Origin of the sequence: Ureibacillus sp. GCM10028918 (assembly GCF_042666115.1) — a bacterium.
Lineage (GTDB): Bacteria > Bacillota > Bacilli > Bacillales_A > Planococcaceae > Ureibacillus.
Map to the genome: position 1 here is coordinate 169,369 of NZ_JBHTFK010000006.1, position 20,882 is coordinate 190,250.

At 37.3% G+C, this 20,882-nt stretch carries 19 protein-coding genes and 1 pseudogene; 2 read left to right on the forward strand and 18 right to left on the reverse strand.

The features are described 5' to 3' along the window. Window positions 1-3 precede the first annotated feature (3 nt). The 15 genes and pseudogenes from ACFQU5_RS08890 to ACFQU5_RS08960 form a co-directional block, all read right to left on the reverse strand. Window positions 4-1,344: a HAMP domain-containing sensor histidine kinase gene (locus tag ACFQU5_RS08890; RefSeq protein WP_390286900.1), complete on the reverse strand. Its 1,341-nt coding sequence runs from the start codon at window positions 1,342-1,344 to the stop codon at window positions 4-6. Beyond that, the gene (locus tag ACFQU5_RS08895) at window positions 1,341-2,033 is read right to left on the reverse strand and encodes a response regulator transcription factor (protein WP_390286902.1); all 693 of its coding nucleotides are present in this window, start codon (window positions 2,031-2,033) and stop codon (window positions 1,341-1,343) included. Before ACFQU5_RS08895 ends, ACFQU5_RS08890 begins: the two co-directional genes overlap by 4 nt. Before the next feature lie 237 nt (window positions 2,034-2,270). Next, window positions 2,271-2,600: a CHY zinc finger protein gene (locus tag ACFQU5_RS08900; RefSeq protein WP_390286904.1), complete on the reverse strand. Its 330-nt coding sequence runs from the start codon at window positions 2,598-2,600 to the stop codon at window positions 2,271-2,273. A 25-nt stretch (window positions 2,601-2,625) separates the two neighbouring features. Beyond that, window positions 2,626-3,219, reverse strand: a complete 594-nt coding sequence (locus tag ACFQU5_RS08905; protein WP_390286906.1) for a biotin transporter BioY — start codon at window positions 3,217-3,219, stop codon at window positions 2,626-2,628. Window positions 3,220-3,834: 615 nt separating this feature from the next. Continuing rightward, window positions 3,835-4,557 (reverse strand): NADPH-dependent F420 reductase, encoded by a 723-nt coding sequence (locus ACFQU5_RS08910; RefSeq protein ID WP_390286908.1) that lies wholly within the window; start codon window positions 4,555-4,557, stop codon window positions 3,835-3,837. A gap of 87 nt (window positions 4,558-4,644) precedes the next feature. Beyond that, window positions 4,645-5,649, reverse strand: a complete 1,005-nt coding sequence (locus ACFQU5_RS08915; RefSeq protein ID WP_390286910.1) for an MsnO8 family LLM class oxidoreductase — start codon at window positions 5,647-5,649, stop codon at window positions 4,645-4,647. Window positions 5,650-5,882: 233 nt separating this feature from the next. Continuing rightward, on the reverse strand, window positions 5,883-6,104 hold the full coding sequence (locus tag ACFQU5_RS08920; RefSeq protein WP_390286911.1) for a hypothetical protein: 222 nt from the start codon (window positions 6,102-6,104) through the stop codon (window positions 5,883-5,885). Window positions 6,105-6,169: 65 nt separating this feature from the next. After that, window positions 6,170-7,297, reverse strand: coding sequence for an NtaA/DmoA family FMN-dependent monooxygenase (locus ACFQU5_RS08925; protein ID WP_390286913.1), 1,128 nt, complete (start codon window positions 7,295-7,297; stop codon window positions 6,170-6,172). Window positions 7,298-7,650: 353 nt separating this feature from the next. Continuing rightward, on the reverse strand, window positions 7,651-9,087 hold the full coding sequence (locus ACFQU5_RS08930) for a DHA2 family efflux MFS transporter permease subunit (protein WP_390286915.1): 1,437 nt from the start codon (window positions 9,085-9,087) through the stop codon (window positions 7,651-7,653). Window positions 9,088-9,158: 71 nt separating this feature from the next. Continuing rightward, window positions 9,159-10,493 carry an NtaA/DmoA family FMN-dependent monooxygenase gene (locus ACFQU5_RS08935; RefSeq protein ID WP_390286918.1) on the reverse strand — a complete coding sequence of 445 codons (1,335 nt, stop codon included), beginning with the start codon at window positions 10,491-10,493 and terminating at the stop codon, window positions 9,159-9,161. Between the two features lie 483 nt (window positions 10,494-10,976). After that, window positions 10,977-11,405, reverse strand: a complete 429-nt coding sequence (locus tag ACFQU5_RS08940) for a MarR family winged helix-turn-helix transcriptional regulator (protein WP_390286920.1) — start codon at window positions 11,403-11,405, stop codon at window positions 10,977-10,979. 189 nt (window positions 11,406-11,594) lie between these two features. Further along, window positions 11,595-11,651 (reverse strand): annotated as a pseudogene (locus ACFQU5_RS08945) (hypothetical protein); the annotation flags it as partial. Between the two features lie 69 nt (window positions 11,652-11,720). Continuing rightward, a complete protein-coding gene (locus ACFQU5_RS08950; RefSeq protein ID WP_390286922.1) occupies window positions 11,721-12,041 on the reverse strand; it encodes an NAD(P)-binding domain-containing protein in 321 nt (106 codons plus the stop codon). 100 nt (window positions 12,042-12,141) lie between these two features. Further along, entirely contained in the window at window positions 12,142-13,152 is a 1,011-nt protein-coding gene (locus tag ACFQU5_RS08955; protein ID WP_390286924.1) for a zinc-dependent alcohol dehydrogenase family protein, read from the reverse strand. 271 nt (window positions 13,153-13,423) lie between these two features. Then, window positions 13,424-13,726 (reverse strand): ArsR/SmtB family transcription factor, encoded by a 303-nt coding sequence (locus ACFQU5_RS08960; RefSeq protein WP_390286963.1) that lies wholly within the window; start codon window positions 13,724-13,726, stop codon window positions 13,424-13,426. 482 nt (window positions 13,727-14,208) lie between these two features. Between ACFQU5_RS08960 and ACFQU5_RS08965 the strand changes: the two genes are divergently transcribed. Together ACFQU5_RS08965 and gdh are read left to right on the forward strand one after the other, a co-directional pair. Next, window positions 14,209-15,066, forward strand: coding sequence for a RhaT/GlcU family sugar-proton symporter (locus ACFQU5_RS08965; protein ID WP_390286926.1), 858 nt, complete (start codon window positions 14,209-14,211; stop codon window positions 15,064-15,066). Window positions 15,067-15,098: 32 nt separating this feature from the next. Continuing rightward, window positions 15,099-15,884: a glucose 1-dehydrogenase gene (gene gdh / locus ACFQU5_RS08970; RefSeq protein ID WP_390286928.1), complete on the forward strand. Its 786-nt coding sequence runs from the start codon at window positions 15,099-15,101 to the stop codon at window positions 15,882-15,884. A gap of 527 nt (window positions 15,885-16,411) precedes the next feature. Here the strand turns inward: gdh and glmS are convergent. From glmS to glmM, 3 genes are all read right to left on the reverse strand, one after another. Then, entirely contained in the window at window positions 16,412-18,217 is a 1,806-nt protein-coding gene (gene glmS, locus ACFQU5_RS08975; RefSeq protein WP_390286930.1) for a glutamine--fructose-6-phosphate transaminase (isomerizing), read from the reverse strand. Between the two features lie 590 nt (window positions 18,218-18,807). After that, window positions 18,808-19,332 carry a type 1 glutamine amidotransferase domain-containing protein gene (locus tag ACFQU5_RS08980; protein WP_390286932.1) on the reverse strand — a complete coding sequence of 175 codons (525 nt, stop codon included), beginning with the start codon at window positions 19,330-19,332 and terminating at the stop codon, window positions 18,808-18,810. Window positions 19,333-19,462: 130 nt separating this feature from the next. After that, window positions 19,463-20,815, reverse strand: a complete 1,353-nt coding sequence (glmM, locus tag ACFQU5_RS08985) for a phosphoglucosamine mutase (protein WP_390286934.1) — start codon at window positions 20,813-20,815, stop codon at window positions 19,463-19,465. Window positions 20,816-20,882: the final 67 nt, after the last annotated feature.

The window sequence follows — 20,882 nt, forward strand, 5'->3', positions numbered from 1 at the left end:
CTCCTACAGTGTAATCCTTACACTGGTCCCTTTGTTCTCTTCGCTCGTAATGGAAATCTTTCCTCCTAGGCTGTGCATCAGTTCACGGGCAATGGATAATCCAAGCCCGCTGCCACCTGTTTCTCTTGATCGGGAAGAATCTACTCGGTAAAAACGGTCAAAAACGTAAGGCAAGTCTTTTTTCGGTATTCCGATTCCCTCATCATCCACTGTAATGGTGACTTGACCATTATCATTCTGGTCAACATAGATCGCCACATCGCCTTTGCTGTATTTAATTGCATTATCCAATAAAATGATCATGACTTGCTCAAATTTTCCTCTATGAGTAAAGCCCATAATTTCCTTTTTAACAGAATCAACATGAACAAAACGTTTCTTTGTTTCAGTAAAGATATGGGCAATTTTTTCACAGAATCCTACTAGTTCAAGCTGTTCGTTTGGCAGAATATCTTGTTCGTCCAGTGCTGCGATATCCAATAACTGACTCGTCAATCGCTTCATTCTAAGGGCCTCATGGTGAATACTTTCAGCCGCCTGCTTTTGCATTTTGAGGTCGCTAATGTCTCTTCGCTTTAATAAATTGGCATAGCTTTCAATCACGGTAATCGGCGTTTTTAACTCATGAGAAGCATCAGAGACGAATTGTTGCTGCTTGCGCTGATTTTCTTTTAACCGTTCAATCATTTTATTGAAAACCAGACCCATTTGCTGAAGCTCATCCTTTGACTCTTTTTCAAAACAGATAGTCTGGAATCTTCCACTCTCTTCAATCTTACCCATGGTCCTACTCATTAGAGCAATCGGTTTTAAAATTAGACGGGATAGCCACTTTCCGGCCAAAATGGAAAACATAACAATAACCAGTGATGCACCGCCGAGCACGTAAAGCAAGAGTAATGTGTTTTCCCATAGATCCCCAAGGCTGTGAACAATTTCAACCACACCTACCCCTTCTTCACTTGATTTTATGGGCTCCTGATAGAGAAGAATGAAATCGCCACTTACGCTCTTGATACTGTAGTCTTCTTCTCCCATCATTTCTATTTCCATCTCGATATAATCCTCTTCATCTGAATACGCGTTAATCACTCCACCCTTCGGTGAAATGATACGAAGCATTCCATCTTCTGGCGTATATGGTTCCAATACTTCAGGAGAATCGACTGCTAATTGCGAGATAGGATTATTTTGAACAAATAGCGAAACTTGCTCTTCAAGGACATCTTTTTCACGGTCAAGTGAAATCCAGAAAAACATGATGGCGACTAGGAGACCGAGCAATAAAAGCATCGCAATTAGAAAAAGACTGGAGTACCATTGAATCTTTGTTTGGATCCTCATTTCCCTTGCTCCTTCATACTGTACCCAACACCTCGATAAGTATGGAGGATGGGGTCTGTTTGCTTTATGTCCAACTTCTTCCGTAGGTGACGGATATATACATCAACCACATTCGTTTCTCCAAAATGGTCGTAACCCCATACATTCTTGATAATTTGATCCCTCGTGAGAACCAAATTTTTATTTTCCATTAAATAGGCGAGAAGATCGAATTCACGAGAAGTCAGTTCAATAGACTTTCCGTTTCGCGAGGCCTCTCGTGTTCCTTTTTCAAGGCGAATTCCACCAAGTTCAAGTACCTCTTGATTATTTTCTATATTAACTTGTGTTAGACGAAGAACCGCCCTTATACGGGCAAAAACCTCGTCTATATCAAAAGGTTTCGTAATGTAATCATTCGCCCCCTGGTCAAGGCCGTTCACTTTATCCTTTGTTGTATTTCTTGCCGTCAACATAACGACTGGGGTATGCCGGTTCACTTTACGGAATTGTTGCAGTACTTCTATGCCGCCCAATTTTGGCAGCATGACATCTAGCAGAATTACATCCCATTCCTCTTGAAGGGCAAGCTCGAGTCCCGTTTGGCCATCATTAGCGCTTACTGTTTCATAGCCTTCATAATAGAGTTCTACCGTTAAAATGCGTGCAATCTGTTTTTCATCTTCAACAATTAAAATTCTACTTTTCATCCTCTTCCACCTCCAGTACCTACAGTTTACATTACCAGGATTAAAAACAGATTAAAATATAGTCGAGAATTAGATAGAGGAAGCAAAATGGTCATGTTTTATCCTATTTTCCAGGTGGTATATTCATATTGATTAAGAGCAATGAGTACTTTATATTTCCTCTCTAACAAAAAACATCGAACATTGGTAGAATTCAATGTTCGATGTTTTTTACTTTTTTTATTAAACCCCATTTAATTACACATCGAAATACAAATGCTTATGGAGGCTACAGCCAGGGTTAAACGAACTCTTGCAGGATGGACATGACGATTGGCAAGTAAGATATTCATTGATTGTAAGCTCATGTCCACAAGAACCACATAGTACAGCTTGTTGGTGAAATTGATTTCTTGGCCAAACTTTTGGAGCATTGCAACCTTTCTCCTCATGACAAGAGAAGCAAGGATAATATGTATCGCAACAGTAGAATTTAATGGCAATTCGATCGACTTCTGAGTGATAATGCAGACACCGTGTTTCCTTGTCTACATCAGCTCCTTTTACTTCTTGACCATGAATCCGCATTTTGTTCTCTCCTTAATTCGTACTGCTATACATTACTTTTTAAACTTTTGAATAATATTGGCTTTACGCGATAGCCAAAAATCCCTGCAAAAACAGCCAGGATGATATCTTTCGGTAACGGCACAACCATCCATGCCCACGCCATTTGATAAGTAAAGCCTGATGGTGCGTCAAACCAAAACTTATAGGCAGCGTACATCCAATTTGTCCCTATTACATAGTTGATAGCCGTGCCGACCAATGCTGCAATCACAAAACCTTTTACGGAAGGAAATTTACGAACGATTTCCCCTACAACATAGGCAACGAAAATATATGAAACAATAAATCCAAAAGTAGGTGAAACAATGGTATCTAGGCCCCCAGAGAATTGTGAAAATACCGGTAATCCAACTAGTCCAATAAAAGCATAAAAAACCATCGCAATTGCGCCAGTACGGCTGCCTAATAGAATTCCAGCTAATAGCGCAAAGAACGTCTGAAGTGTAATTGGTACACCTCCGATAATCAGAAATGAGGAGATGTTGGCGCCAATCATCATCAATACAGAAAACATTGCTATTTGAACCATTTGTAAAGTGCGTGCATGATTTGTAGTTTTTTCGATTGCAGTAGTCATTGTATACCTCCTAAAACCCAATAATTAGGAATAGTATATTTGACTAGCAATAGTACGTCAACCTATTTTCACATTTAGTTAACATAAATTTTTCTAGACAATCAAAGTTTAGGACTTATCTACAGATATAAATATTTTTAATGCGCCAAATATTATAATATTGTCCTTTATCTATAGTACTAGGGAAGGGGAATGCCTTAATATATAAAAACATCTGTCCACATTAGTAAACAGATGTTTATTGGATAGTTTATTTTTGCATACACTGTAGAGGACAAATAAAGTTGGAAACAAAAACTGCACGAAATAATAAATAAGATAATTTTAGATATTTATTAACATGTTCTTACTCAACAATTGCGCTCGTTGTTGAATAACGGAAACATATAAGAGCTTTAGAAGTTGCTTCATTACGGAGTAACCAATCTATCCGAATAACTCGAGCCTTACCCCCAAGAAAGCGTTTGTTGAAACAGTGAACAAACGCTACGAAAATATAAAAATAAAGCAGTTCAAATTTTACTCAAAATCTAACTACTTTTAATTTTAAGATGGGTTTTGATTGTCCCATACTAAACAGAACTTTTCGGGGCGTATTTCTGGTCATTACTATTTTTATAAGTTATATATTTTTCTATTTAGATTTACAATGTCCTCATGTGTAAATTCCATTGAAAAATGCTCCATGATTTTATCACGTAACATTGGCGCTTTATCTTTATTCGCTTTTTGTAATGCTTCTGTTAGTTCTTCCTGCGTTAATTCTGTACAATATGCTGGTGTCCCAGGTTGAAATGTCCACGAATCTGCAATTGAACCAGCATCTACTGTATCAAAGCCACACTGGTTTACGAAATCCATAATAATTTGTTTCTGTGACACGTTATCACCGGCAATCGCCATGGCAATTCGTCCTGTTGTGCCTACAGGTGTTCCTTTGTGAGCTAGTGTATAGGCTAATAGATTGCTGAATGCTTTAATAATCGGAAGTCTTAATTGATTTGAAACCCAAACGCTCTCCACCATACCATTCTCGATTTCTTCGATTCGATTATCTCTAAATGGATAATAATTCGACGTGTCTACAACGATGACACCTTCGTCACATTTTTCTACGATTGTACGAATGCTCGGCATGACATGTAGTGGCAACGCAAGAATCAGTACGTCAATAAATTGTACTACCTCTTCAGCACTTACCGGCGTACCAACAAACTCTTTCTCTTCTAAATATGCTATTCCACGGGCATCCGCCACTTTCACCTCGTGTCCATTACTCACTAGTTTTTTTGCAATACTTGTCCCAATTGGTCCTGCACCGATGATTCCAAATTTCATTGTTTTTTCTCCTTTAAACGTCTTATTTTATAATGATTGTGTTCAACAAGTTATAAACGTAATTACGCTCCTCTAAGCCTAGAACTATCACCCTTTCATCAATTCAGCTAATAACGTATATCCTTTTAGTCGCGTACGCTGATCGGCATAAAAATCTGCTACCATGATCTCGTCGATAAGTGCTATTCGTTCAAGTTCTTGAATTTGTTTCTTAACTTGCTCGGGATTCCCAATGATAAAGCGCCCTTTATTTTGTTCACGAATGGCTAGTTCATGCGGAGTAAATTCATAGTTAGCAGCTTCTTCCACCGATAATAATTGCAGTTCCTCTGCTTTTGCACCCATATACATTTTCATCCAGCTAATTTCAGCAGGTAATGCCGCAAGCTTTGCCTCTTCCTCAGTTTCCGCCACGAAAATAAATTTCGATAAAATGCTATACGGCTTTTCTTCATGACCTTGAGCTTCATAGCGATATTTATATAGGTTTAATAATTGCACGTCTTGACGAGGGTTTAATTGACCTGCAAAGGCGAATTTCAAACCAAATTTTGACGCTAAGCTTAAGCCACCCTCGGATGAGCCTAACATAAACATATTTGGCTTATACGGTGCACCAGGAATTTTTAACGCTTGTAATGGATGACCTACTGGAAAGGATTTCGTTAAATGATAGATAATCTCTTGAATCTGATCAGCTGTATTTACCTCAATCATTTTCTCTCTCGTCATTTGGAGTGCAACTTTTGCTAAAAGATCTGTACCAGATGCACGTCCCATGCCTAAATCCACACGATTCGGAAACGCTGCTTCTAATATCGCAAAGTTTTCCGCCACTTTATATGGGCTATAATTAGGCAACATAATACCTCCTGCCCCGATGTTCATATTTTTCGTTAATGTACCTGCGAGCATCATTAATAAATCTGGTGCCATACTAAAAATTGTCGTTGCGTTATGATGCTCTGTAAACCAGTAGCGTTTATAGTCTAAAGAATCAGCTAATTCCAATGTTTCTTTTGTATTTTCTATTGCTTGTTGCGGGGTTTCTCCCTTAAAAATATGCACGTAATCAAGTATTGAATAGTTCATATTGTCATCTCCTTTTTAACGGCCTTTTATTAATTTAATAACTTGGCTATTTCTCTTAATTTTTTTCTTCCTTTCAATTTAGCGATTTAGTATTTCTAAAATATTAAATTAAAAAACAATTAAGTTGAATCAGAGCTAGGTTTTATAGACATTTAATACTTAGGTTGCTAAGTAAATCCATTTATTATGTAAATAATTAATCCATTAAATGAATGAATACTATCAAGTGCCAATTATCGTAAATTACGATTCATATAATACCAGCGATCACCTCTATTATGAAGATTCCCTTTTTTCTTCAGGGTCCTTAACTGTTTAAAAATAGAAGTTTGAGGATTCGTTTCTTCCGTTACTAATAAATTGTTTGTTTTTGAATCCAGACATGTAACAATCTTCTTTGCGCTTATTCCAGGGTGTTCTTTAATACAAGTGAGGATGATGTCCTCCATTTTCATTGGTCACACCTCTCCTCTGTTTAATCAAAGTGTAATCTATTCACATCAGCTCCGGCTCTTCCTAATCAGATAGAATATCCATTTTCTGGATAAGGTAAACCTAAATTTCCCCGTAACGTGTTTGCTTCATATTCTTTACGGAAAATTCCCCTATCTTGTAATATAGGAACGACTAAATCAATAAAGTCATCAAATCCTGAAGGATGTTCTTGTCTTATCAGCAATAAATCCATCGCTCCTGCCTCGTACCATTCTTGAACTTGATCTGCTACTTTTTCTGCCGAACCAAAAAATGTCGGTTTTGGTATTCGATAGATAGGCATTAGTGACTGTAGCTCTTGAAATTTTTCCTCTGCTTCTTTTTCTGTCCGTCCGACAATAGGATTTTGGGTGGGCATGATTAGAAAATCATTAGGTGAACGACCTTTTAATTTCACCCTTCTTTTTAGTTCTTGACTGAATGCTTTCGCATACTCCATATCTTCCCCATTAACCAATGCACCCTCGGCATGCTTCGAGGCAATATTCATGAAATCTGAAGAGGTACCGGCTTGGAAAATAACCGGTCTTCCTTGTCTAGAACGGCTAATATTTAAAGGACCATCTACTGAAAAATAGTTTCCTCTATAATTTAGAGCGTGCATTTTTTGTGGATCAAAGAATACTCCGGTTTTTTTATCCCGTATAAAAGCGTCACCCTCATAAGAGTCCCAAAGACCTTCCACAATCTCTAAAAATTCTTCTTTCATTGGATACAAGTCTGCTTTAGAAAGATGAGTGCGACTATAATTCGCTAATCCTCCTGGATTAGAAGTGACAGCATTCCATCCGGCTCGGCCATTACTGATTTTATCAAGAGAAGCCATCTGACGGGCAACAGTGAATGGATCGGCATAGGAAGTTGCAATTGTGGCGGTAAGTCCAATAGAATGAGTCACCATGCTTAAGGCAGACAGAATACTTACTCCTTCAAACATACTGAGATAATGAGGAATCATCCCCGGTCCAATATGGCTGACGTCAGCTAAAAAAATCATGTCAAACTTTCCTTCTTCCAATCTTTTAGCTTTTTGTACATAGTAATCAATGCTCTCACTGGCATTAGCGGGCATATCTGGGTGACGCCACCCCATGTAATTCCAGCCTACCCCATCAATAATTCCACCAATTTTAAGTTGTTTCTTCTCGTTCATTAATAACACCTTCTTTCTATTGTTTTCTTGTTAACTATTTTGTCTTAAGGTCAACTGCTTCTGCTAGTAGTTGGTGTCATTTTAGTCTGCTTTTTGGCTAGGATAAAATTCAGCAATCATTATTTCATCACTAAAGCTTCTTTTGCCAATCGCTTTAACTTTTCAATAACTTCGGCTACACTTCCAATAACTTAACAGTCTTTATTATTTTGACACGCTTCCTCTTCCCCTGTTTCTGCTCATAAATTTATCTTAAATATAACAAGTACAACACTGGAAAAGGTGAATATACAGGGTCAACCTAAATAGAGATTATTTTCTGATAAGTGACCCTGTTGTTTTTTATAAAAACATCAATGCCTCGTAGACCTCTCCTCGTGGTTGACTATGCTGCGGCGAATGAAGAACCCCATTATCAGGCTAAGCAATGCTATTATCATCGCAAATAAGAACACGTTTTGTGACCCCGACGCCATCGCGTTTGCAATTTCAGTCTTCTTAGTTGGAGCGGTAGAGCCGTGCAAGTATTTATCCATACCCCCCGTAAGGATACTGATTGCCACTGCTGTTCCAATGGCACCCCCAACCTGCTGCAGTGTGTTCATGAATGCCGTGCCGTGCGGATATAATTCCGGAGGCAATTGATTTAGCCCGTTCGTTTGAGCTGGCGTCCAAATCATGGCTATACCAATCGTGAGCCCGATATGCAAAGCAATGACAAATGCCACTGAAGAAGTAGGGGATATGGTTGTAAAGAACCATAACATGACTGTAAGGATTACGAGTCCGGGAATAACGAGCCATTTCGGTCCATACTTATCGAATAAACGCCCCACATATGGTTGGATGATACCGCTCAGTACACTACCCGGCAAAAGTATGAGTCCAGTGATTAACACAGACAGTCCTGTACCAGTCTGCAGAAACATCGGAAGAATAATCGTACTCGACATACTGATCAACATACATGACATTATAAGAAGCATCCCAATAACGTACATTGGATACTTGAAAACGCCTATATTCAACATTGGAACACTCATGTTCTTTTGTCGCAGTATGAATAATACTAATGCGATAAGTCCAATGACTATGGATGTTACCACAACCATGCTACCCCAACCTTCAGATCCTTCTCCCGCCTTACTGAAGCCAAAGACAACTCCTCCGAAGCCAATCGTTGACAATAAAACAGATAATAGATCAATTCGGGGCTTAGTGACATCGGTAACGTTTTCCAAATACTTAAGCCCTATCAACAACCCTATGACCAAAAGTGGTAGGGAGAACCAGAAGATGTAATGCCATGTTAAATATTCTATTAATAGACCGCCTATGGTCGGTCCGGAGGCTGGCGCCACCATGATAACGAGTGCGACCAATCCCATCGCCGACCCCCGCTTTTCCAGCGGATATATAACAAGGACGGTATTAAATATGAGTGGAAGTAACAATCCCATACCTACCGCCTGTAAAATTCGGGCGAACATCAACATTTCAAAATTGAATGCGAGCGCAGCTATCAATGTACCTACGATTAAACTCATGACCGAACCTATGAACAGCTTTCTCGTCGAAAACGTCTGCAACAGCAACCCACTCATTGGCATTAAAATGCCAAGAGTCAGCATGAAACCAGTTGTCAACCACTGTGCAGTCGCTGGCGAAATTTGGAACACTTCTATTAAATTAATCAATGCTATATTTATAGCGGTTTCGTTAAACATGCCAACAGCACCGCTGATAAGCAACGCTATCAAGATAGCACGCGTATTGTATTGTTTCTTCATTATAATCTCCTTGTAAATCAATTTAATTTCTAACAGTTTTTACATTCTAAGGGGTGTTCTCTCTATTATATTTAATTTTTCAGCTTGCCATATTGATAAGGAATTCCCATGTTTTCACGCAGTGTTTTTCCTTCATATTCCTTGTGGAACAAACCGCGATCCTGTAAAATCGGAACAACCTTGTTTACAAAATCAGCAACTCCATCATAGGCTATATCCGGCACAACCGAGAAACCGTCACATGCACCGGCCAAAAACCATTCTTCCAAGAAGTCAGCAACCTGTACAGGGGTACCTGCCACTACTGGATGATAGTTAATAACCCCATGAGCAAGAACGTCTCGAATGGATAGCCCTTGTCTCAGCTTCTGTAAAGCTATGTGGGAGCGTGGATCCATTGGGTTGGCATACGCCTTATTCAAAATGTCAGCTGATAAAGGTTGATTAATATCTATCGATTGCACCGATAGTGGTAAACCAACCATAGAACCAAGGTATCTTACCCTACTTGGAATTTCCTCAGGGTTAAAACTCATAAGCTGTCTTCGTCGTTCCAAAGCTTCTTCTTCCGTTGAACCGATGGAAAACATAAAACCTGCATACATCTTGATGTCATCAGGATTTCTACCAAAATGAGCAGCACTTTGACGAACAGCTTGCCTATGTTCACGAGCAGATTCTATATCATAAGGATTTGCATAGACACCAGAAGCGTACCTCCCCGCCAATTCCAACCCTAATTCCCCACCGCCTGCCTGGAAAATAACTGGCTGGCCTTGCTCAGAAGGAGGGATTGGCAAAGGACCACGAGACGCATAATACTGCCCTTGTAGATTTATAGGCTGAATTTTGTCCATGTCGGCAAATTTTCCACCTTCTACATCTAACGTCCAAGCGTCTTCTTCCCAACTTCCCCATAATGCTTGGACAATTTGTATGGATTCATGAGCTATTTCATAGCGTTCTTTGCGATTAGCAACCTGTTTACCGAAATTTGCAGCCGCTAATGGATTGGAAGTAGTGACTGCATTCCAACCTACACGTCCATGACTTATAACATCCAGTGCTTTGAACTGACGTGCTATGTTATATGGATAATTGAATGTCGTTGAAAGTGTTGCAACAAGCCCAATATGTTTCGTTTCCCTGGCTACAGCCATTAGCGCTAACATAGGATCCATAGGGAACATAGGAGTCTGAGGACCTAAGTCATTGTATAATCCAGGGGTATCAGCGATAAATATCATTTGAAATTTTCCTTTTTCCGCTAATTTAGCTCGCTCCACATAACTATCTGTATTTGTGTAGGCTGCTGGGTCGGTGCCAGGCATTCTCCATGCGCTAAATTCGGCTCCGTACCCTGAAACCATTTGTAGTGCTAGTTGCATTTCTTTTCTTTTTTTCATCTGTCTTTTCTCCTTCGGTTTAATTAGTCTTCAAGTAACTAAAAAGTGCATTATGTAGATAATTTACATTCCCATTAGGACTAAATTTAATAATCTAGTTTACTAAATAAATACTTAGCTTACTAAATAATTATTTAGCTTACTAAGTAATGTGAAGTATTTACCAAAGACAGTTCTTCTTTTGCTTACTAAATTGGCGCATCTCCATATTCATATCCTCTCGAAATGGATACGTCTTAGTTGAAATAGGCTAGTGCAATGACTTTTTAAGCTCCCGGGTTCCCTTTCAAAAATAAGAAAGCTTCCTTTCTGAGAACTGCTAATCATTCAAAGTACGTCTTTAAAACTATTCTCCTCTGGAATTTAGCAAATGCACTCTAACAAATACTGATGATATCATTGTTTTTAGTAAACAAATATTTAGAATAATATTTAGGATGCTAAACTAGTATTTAGCACCCTAAATATATGCTTGGAGAAAACTTAGTATAAGTTTTTCTCCATTCGCTTCATTAGTTCCCTTAATATTAAGCGTTCTTCCGTTGAAATGGAATTCAGTAATTTTTCTTGCTCTTGTTTCCACTTAAATTCAACGGGTTTTTCTAATTCTTTGCCTTTATCCGTTAGATAGATTCGCATAACCCTTGCATCTTCTTCATCACGTTTACGGTATATGAAACCATTCTGCTCTAGCGATTTAACCATATTTGTTACCGTAGGCGGCTCGCATTTTAAATGTTCACACAGTTGCATTTGTGTTATTCCATCACCTAACCATAAACGAGAGAGTAAATTATCTTGGCCTACATAAAGATTTATTTCTCTTAGACTTTCACTATAATTTCGACGCATTTGGGAAGAAACTTTATCCAAAGATTGACGAATATCGCAGTCAACATTATACTTTCCCATAGATAAACCTCCACTAGTCAAAATATATTTAGTAGGCTAAATATATCATAGTGAAATTTAGTAGTCAACTTATTTGGGATAGACGGTTAACGATGGATTTGCTCGTTTTGGTTAGTATAATCGCTCCCAAAACTTCTTCTTCCTCTTCCATGAAATCAATTAAGAAAACTACTTCTTCCCCTTTTGAGGTTAATGAATACTCCTACAAGGAGGAACCTCTGGATATATTTTGTGATTAATTAAGCGATCTGTTTCTAGTTCTCGAAGTTGTTTTTTAAATGAACATTATGAATTACCCGCTTTTATTGAACAATCTTAAAATAACATTGGCGTGCCTAATGCACCCCACACTCTCACCCAAACCGGCATTAACATCTCGGTTGCTCGTGCTGTTGTGATGTCTCCTAGATCAATAATATGTTTCCAATCAAACCATTGTTTTAAAAACTCAGTAACTTTAGCTTTCGCTTCATTATCATTTCCACTAACAAAAATATTCTGATCGCCTCCTGCAAGAGACTCAGGGTTAACCATAAGCGGGGCGGATAAAGTGTTAAGAGTTTTTACAACTTTCACTTCAGAAAATGCAGTTAACGGATCAAAAATATTCATAAAAAAAGAGGATAATACGTTCAAATAGTGAGCATATTCTCCCCCTATTAGTCTAGTCTAATTAACTTCTGATGAGGTTTTGTTTTATAAGACCACTCTTGGGGCAAATCTTTAATTTATATTATTATTCAGTTACTTTGATAACAATTTTACCAAAAGCTCCTTTGTATAAATGCTTATAAGCTTGAATTGCTTGGTCAAAACTATAAACTGTATCTATAACAGGTTTAATTTTTAATTCTTCAAAAGCACGAGCCATATCATCGAATGCACGACGGTGTCCTACATTGATACCATGAACTTTCACTTGTTTAGCCAATAAAGCAAATAAATCAACATTAGCATATAAGTCGTCTAGGAATCCAATCACGTAAAGGTTTCCTTGTGTAGCTAATGCTTTAATTGAACGGTTAATACCTGCTCCACCTACAACCTCTAGAATGTGTTGAACACCTTCACCATTTGTTAATTTGAGTACTTCTTTTTCCCAATCTGGTTTTTCTACATAATTTATTACTTCTTTGGCTCCTAACGCTTTTACTCTTTCTAATTTTTCATTATTGCTGCTAGTTGCAATAACCTTTGCACCTAAAGCAGATGCAATTTGAATGGCATAAACAGAAACACCACCAGTTCCTTGAACCAGAACAGTATCCCCAGCTTTAATTTTACCGTATTCTACCAAAGAGAACCATACCGTTAAAGCTGCAATAGGAAGTGTAGAAGCTTCTTCATCTGTCATATTTGCAGGTGTCTTAACAGCAGTTTCTTCTTTAAGTATCATGTATTCTGCTAATCCACCGTTAATTGGTCCTCCAAGTGCTAAATTGGTATTAGGTTTTCCATCAATCCAATCAATGAACATATGAGATGTAACGCGATCACCTTCCTGAAATTTGGTTACTTCTGATCCAACACTCACTACTTCACCAGAAGCATCAGCAACTGGAACGAATGGTAAATGTGCCTTCATTATTTCTGGAAGATAAATTCCATCCACAATAGCTTTATCACGATAGTTCAATGAAACCGCCTTCACACGTACAAGTAGTTCTTTTGGTCCCGGCGTTGGAATAGGTTTTTCTATCAGTTTTAAATTCTCCAGTCCAAATTCATTTAAATGCCAAGCTTTCATTATAATCAATTCCTTTCAACACTTCATTTTTACATATCTAGAATTATAGATTTGATAAAATAAAAAAATTTATATTTTAAAATCTAGTTCATCAAATCGAAAAAACTGAATATGTCTAAAACAGATTGTACATCTACATAATTCGATATGTCAATAATTAGATTCAAGTTTTTCATCTATTACTTATTTTAGTTTATTAACATAAGCCTATACAATATCCTGAGTTTCTAATCAAAAAAATAACTATGGAAAATAAATTTAAGTTCCATAGTTATAATTCCTCTATTATATATGAGCCAAATTTTTTAATTATATCTTCATTTCTTCTGTAGTATGTCCATTTTCCAATTCGAGTAGCATGAAGTAATCCAGCCTTTTGTAACATGGAAAGATACTGCGACGCAGTCGATTGAGTCATATTTAGCTTCTCAGTTATTTGACTTACACAGACACCAATTTCTTCTAGGTCAATATCTCCTTGTGGCTCAAAATATTTATGAGGATCTTTTAACCAGTCCAAAATCTGTAATCTTGCATCATTTGAAAGTGATTTAAAAATATTTAAAATGTCCATGTTCAAATTATATATTCATAAAATACGATATGTCAATAGGAATCCTAATCATATTAGCTGTTGAAGAATATTTTTGAGCAATAACTCTACAACTTTCTTATGAACTGTTTAAATTTATTCTTTATCATTTCTTAAGGTATATAAACAACGTAAATACAATTGATGTTATTTATTTTTCTTAAAAAGTTATTGACATATCGCAATTTGTTAATGTATCGTTAACGCATCGACTATTTACGATATGACGAAATAAGAGATTCGCACTTTATCAATGAAGGTTTTTTATATTATAAATCGATAAACTAAGATATAACGAAATGTTACTACACTTTATTAATGTGATAGTAAAATTTTTTCGAAAAACATATCGACATATCGAGATATGATTAATATTGTTTAAACCTTAAAGGAGATGAGATTCATGTGATACCTACAAACTTAATTTAAAGAAAGAAATATATATATATAGAAAGGTAAAAATAATGGATATATTATTAGCTATTTTGCCAGCTTTATTTTGGGGAAGTATAGTCTTATTCAATGTAAAGCTAGGTGGCGGACCGTATAGTCAGACTCTTGGAACAACCATAGGAGCACTCATTTTCTCCTTTGTAATTTTTATTATAGTCCAACCAGATCTTTCTCCTTTGATTTTTATCGTCGGAATTATTTCTGGTTTATTTTGGGCACTCGGTCAAAGTAATCAATTAAAAAGTATTGAATTGATCGGAGTTTCTAAAACAATGCCTATCTCAACGGGGATGCAATTAGTCTCTACATCATTATTTGGGGTCATTGTATTTAGAGAATGGACATCAACTATTTCAATAATATTAGGGATTCTTGCTCTTATTCTTATTATTGTAGGGATTATCCTTACATCACTTGGCGATAAGAATAAAGAAAATCTAGAACAACCAGGAAATTTTAAAAAAGGAATTGTAACGCTTATAATTTCTACTCTTGGATATCTAATCTATGTTGTTATTGCGAGATTATTCGGAGTAAATGGATGGTCGGCGCTTTTCCCACAAGCAATTGGAATGTTTATTGGAGGGTTAATTTTAACAGCCAAACATAAACCATTTAATATATATACAATTAAAAATATTATCCCAGGGCTTATATGGGCAGCAGGAAATCTGTTTCTATTTTTATCTCAACCCAAAGTTGGAGTAGCAACAAGCTTTTCCTTATCACAAATGGGGATTGTTATTGCGACACTTGGTGGAATCTTTATCCTAGGAGAAAAGAAAACGAAGCGTCAATTGATTGGTATTACAATTGGAATCATCCTAATCATATTATCCGCTGTATTGTTAGGTTTAGCTAAAGTATAAAACACTAAAAAATTATTGGAGGCTTATATATTATGTATACAGATTTAAAAGGAAAAGTAGTAGTAATCACAGGAGCGTCAAAAGGAATTGGACGAGCAATGGCTGTACGTTTCGGGAAAGAACAAGCAAAAGTGGTAATCAATTATCGCTCAAGTGAAGAAGAAGCTCTTGAAGTATTAAAAGATGTACAAGAAGCAGGTGGAGAAGGCATTATTGTGCATGCTGATGTTGCAAAAGAAGAAGATGTGAAAAAACTAGTAAAAACAGCAGTAGATCACTATGGTACTCTTGATATTATGATTAATAACGCAGGAATGGAAAACCCATCTCCTTCACATGAATTGTCTTTAGAAGATTGGAATCGAGTAATCAATATCAATTTAACAGGTGCATTCTTAGGTAGCCGTGAAGCAATTAAGTACTTCGTTGAAAACAACATTAAAGGGAATGTAATTAACATGTCTAGCGTACATGAAATGATTCCTTGGCCATTATTTGTTCACTATGCAGCAAGTAAAGGTGGTATTAAATTGATGACAGAAACTTTGGCTTTAGAGTATGCACCAAAAGGTATCCGTGTAAATAACATTGGACCAGGTGCAATTGATACACCCATTAATGCAGAGAAATTTGCAGATCCTGAAAAACGTGCAGATGTAGAAAGTATGATCCCAATGGGCTATATTGGTCGTCCTGAAGAAATTGCAGCTGTAGCAGCGTGGTTAGCTTCTTCAGAGGCAAGCTATGTTACTGGAATTACATTATTTGCTGATGGAGGAATGACAAAATATCCAGAATTCCAAGCAGGTCGTGGATAATAGCCAACTTATTAAATAAAAATCAAAGGAAAAGACTCCTATTTGGGGGTCTTTTTTGTTGTTACTAATTTTCCGTATTTCCAAAAAGTAAAAATACCTTCTTAATTATCATGTTTAATTCTCTTTTGTAGGAAGTATTTCACAGCCCCCTCTTTTTCAAAAGTACCCTCAATGATAACATGGATATATATTTTTCTAATGAGTGTTATTCCACAATCTGCCCCGATTGTTGTATATGATGACTCACATTTTTTTAACAACGTTATTCTCTCTCTACATAATGCCAATTTTGAGATAAAAACAGAAAACCTTAATAAAGCGAGGGTTTATGCGGTATCAAGGTGAATCCACGTGAACAACTTCGGATAATAATATAACAATATTAGTTATAACTCACTACAGTCTTTTTCATGAATACTAAAAAACCTCTTACCAATAAAAATTGGCAAGAGGTTTTAATCAATCTTTTTTACGTATTATCAATCTTTTTTCCAAGTCTACATTAGATGTAGATGCAATTCAATACCTTACTCAACCGTCACAGACTTCGCCAGGTTACGTGGCTTATCAACGTCACAGCGGCGGTGCAATGCCGCATAGTAGCTGATTAATTGTAGTGGTACTACAGATACAAGTGGTGTTAGTAAATTATGAACTTTCGGGATGACGAAGCGATCGCCTTCTTCCTCTGTGCCCTCCATTGAAATAATGCATGCGTTTGCTCCGCGTGCTACTACTTCTTTCACGTTTCCGCGAATATTTAACGACACTTGTTCTTGTGTTGCTAAAGCGAACACAGGAGTACCCTCTTCGATTAGAGCGATTGTACCGTGTTTTAGTTCTCCTCCAGCAAAACCTTCTGCTTGGATATAAGAGATTTCTTTCAGCTTTAACGCGCCTTCTGAACTTACATAGAAGTCCAGGTTACGTCCAATAAAGAATGCATTACGAGCAATTTTTAAATAGTCTTCCGCGATTTGCTCTAACTCTTCTTTAGAATCAACCATTGTTTGAATGCCGTTAGCAGCTATCGCCAATTCTTGTTTTAAGTCAAAGTCGATTTCTTTCCCTTTTGCTTTACCTGCAACATACGCAGCAATTGAAAGTACAGCCACTTGCGCTACATATGCTTTTGTAGATGCTACAGCAATTTCAGGACCTGCATGTAATAACAATGTATAGTCCGCTTCACGAGAAAGTGTCGAGCCAGGGACATTCGTAATTGTTAATGCTGGGTAGCCTAGCTCTTCTTTTACTCTCACAAGAACTTGTCGGCTATCTGCAGTTTCACCTGATTGTGAAATGAAAATGAATAAAGGTTTTTCAGATAAAAGTGGCATATTGTAGCCAAATTCACTTGAAATGTGCACTTCTACCGGAATGCCTGCAATCTTTTCGAAATACTGTTTTCCGATTAACCCTGCATGGTAACTAGTACCAGCAGCAATAATATATAAACGATCTGCTTCTTTGATAGCATCCAAGATATTGTCATCAATTGTTAACTCATCATCAGAATTGCTATATGCTCCAATGATTTTACGTACAACTGCTGGTTGCTCATCCATTTCTTTTAACATGTAGTGAGGGTATGTTCCCTTTTCGATGTCACTCGCATCTAGCTCTGCTTTAAACGGTTTGCGCTCAACAGGTGTACCTTCCAGTGTTGAGATTTCAACTTTATCTCTGTGAACCAATACCACTTCTTTATCGCGTAATTCTACGAAATGATCTGTAACTTGCAGCATTGCCATAGCATCTGAAGCCACAACATTAAATCCATCTCCCACACCTACTAATAATGGAGATTTGTTTTTAGCTACGTAAATTGTATCTTGATCTTCTTGGTCAAGTAGCGCAAGCGCATATGAACCATGCAATAGAGATAACGTTTTACGGAATGCCTCTACTGTTGATAATCCTTCTTTTGCAAACAGATCAACAAGTTGCACAATAACTTCTGTATCTGTATCTGATTGCATTTTGATCCCTTTCAGGTATGCTTTTTGCAATAAATGATAATTTTCAATTACACCATTATGCACTAAAGTATAACGGCCAGTTGCACTTTGATGTGGGTGTGCATTTAATTGGTTTGGTACACCGTGTGTTGCCCAACGTGTATGCCCAATTCCAATTGTTGCATCAACATCATCATTTACTGCTGTACGCAAATCAGCAATACGACCTTTTTCTTTAAATACTGTGATTCCCTCGTCATTGCGAACAGCAATACCAGCTGAATCATAACCACGGTATTCTAATTTTTCTAATCCTTTTAATAAAATTTCCTTTGCATCGAGTTCACCATTATATCCAACGATTCCACACATATTCTTAAAATCCTCCGTATAAAGCAATACAAAAAAACCCTAATGGGATGAGCTTCATTAAATGTATAGGAATTCTGTCTAATTCCTCGTCATACATAAAGTTCCACTTTTTAGTTTTGCTTTTATGATTATTTGCCTTTTCGTTTTGCTGTCCAAAGAATCACTTCCATGTTTTAAAACGAAACTATCGACCGGGCATGCGATCGGGAGGTATCCGCCGAAATTTCGATAATCCTCCACCTCGTCAACTAAGGATTGTAGTACCGTCCGATTTCCTTAGCTCAGGCGCTATAATTGTTTTCCGATTTACTTATTCAGCGCTTATTCACCCTCCTTACAATGCGCTCGCTTGAAAATTTAAAGAACTATGGAAAATTCTTCAAACTATTTTTCCAAGCACCTTCATCATACATAATATGCTTCAAGTCGTCAATTATCCACGCATATTTACTATTTCCCTATATTTTTATGAAAAAACATCTTGCTAACATTTATGTGGCACTTTTGTTTTGCAAGAGAGTATAATCTAATAAAAGTTCCACTAGAGGAGCATCTCTAGTGGATACATAAGCTAATATATTTAATCTGAACTACAGCTCTTTTTCTTTTAGCAGGTTTACAATTTCGCGATTGAATGCTGGTAAATCCTTAGGTGTACGGCTTGAAACAAGTTGTTTTTGACACACGAAAACTTCCTCGTCATGGAAATTTGCACCTGCATTTTCTAAATCCACTCGAATTGATTTATAGCCTGTAATATCACGGCCTTCTAAGGATCTTGCTGTAATTAAAAGCTGTGGTCCATGACAGATAGCAAATACTGGTTTCATATCACTCATGAATTTTTTCGCAAATGCTACAACACGATCATCATCTCTTAATAAGTCAGGTGAAAACCCTCCGGGGATGAATAATGCATCAAAATCATCTGGATTCACGTCATCGATACCATGATCGATTTCTACACGTACTTCTCCTTGCTTTCCTCTTACCGCTTTATTTCCCTCTTTATCAATCGTTACAACTGTATGTCCTGCTTCTTGAAGTGCTTCCTTTGGACTTGTATATTCGATATCCTCAAATAAATCAGTAATCAACGTGGCTACTTTTGCCATTTGATATCACTCCTTTCAAACTTAATATTTCCCTTTTATTCGACAAATAAACTAAGAGAGGGATGTTCGAATTAAAAAAACCAGTAAACTTAACTGTTCAGTACAGTTCGTTTACTGGCATAGTTTTCGGTTATTCAGTTAGCCCTAATTCTTGACGTACAACGTCTGAAATTCGGTTTACATAGCTCTCACATTCTTCTTCAGTGGATGCTTCCACCATAACACGAACAAGCGGCTCTGTCCCTGAAGGTCGCACTAATACTCGTCCGTTGCCAGCCATGGCTGCTTCTACCTCAGCAATTGTTTTTGCTACTTTTTCGTTTTGTGTTACCGCATGCTTGTCTACCACTCGCACATTCACCAACTTTTGTGGGAACACTGTCATTTCGGCAGCAAGTTCTGATAAGCGTTTATCTGTTGCTTTCATGATATTCACAAGCTGGATTGCCGTTAATAATCCATCGCCTGTTGTATTGTAATCTAAGAACACAATATGTCCTGATTGTTCTCCACCCAAGTTATAATCGTTTGCACGCATTTCTTCTACAACATAACGATCTCCAACTGAAGTTTTTACACTAGTCATCGCATTTTCTTCGAGTGCCTTATAGAAGCCTAAATTACTCATCACAGTGGATACAACTGTATTTTTCTTTAAGCGGCCTTTACTATTTAAGTATTTCCCGATAATGAACATGATTTGATCACCATCGACTATTTGTCCTTTTTCATCTACTGCAATCAGTCGGTCACCATCTCCATCAAATGCTAAACCTACATCTGCCCCTCTCTCTAAAACAAGAGCTGCAAGTTTTTCAGGATGAGTGGACCCAACCCCTTCATTGATATTCAAACCATTTGGCGATGAACCCATAGATGAAATGTCGGCTTCTAAATCTGCAAACAGATGCGTAGCTAACTGGGAAGTTGCACCATGAGCGCAATCTAATGCAACATGGATGTCCAAGAAATCTTCTTCTACTGTTTGTTTAAGGTATGAAAGATATTTTTGCCCACCTTCGAAATAATCGCTTACTGCTCCTAGATCGCCTCCGATTGGACGTGGCAATGTATCGTTTTCTAAATCAATTAAATTTTCTATCTCAGCTTCTTGTGCATCCGTTAATTTAAATCCATCCGGACCAAAAAATTTAATACCATTATCAGCCACTGGATTATGAGAAGCGGAAATCATAACCCCTGCATCTGCATTCATCACACGTGTTAGATACGCTACTCCAGGAGTACTAATTACTCCGAGTCGCATAACTTCTATACCAATTGAAAGTAGACCAGCAACTAATGCTCCTTCTAGCATATGTCCAGAAACCCTTGTATCTCGTCCAATAATTACCTTCGGGCGTTCTGTTGCATGCTTAGTTAGTACGTATCCACCAACACGGCCTAGTTTAAACGCAAGTTCAGGTGTTAACTCTGAATTGGCGACACCACGTACGCCATCAGTTCCGAAATATTTTCCCATTTCTTTTCTCTCCTTCAATGCTAGACATTCCATGCTTCATATACAAAATCTTATACTATTATTTATA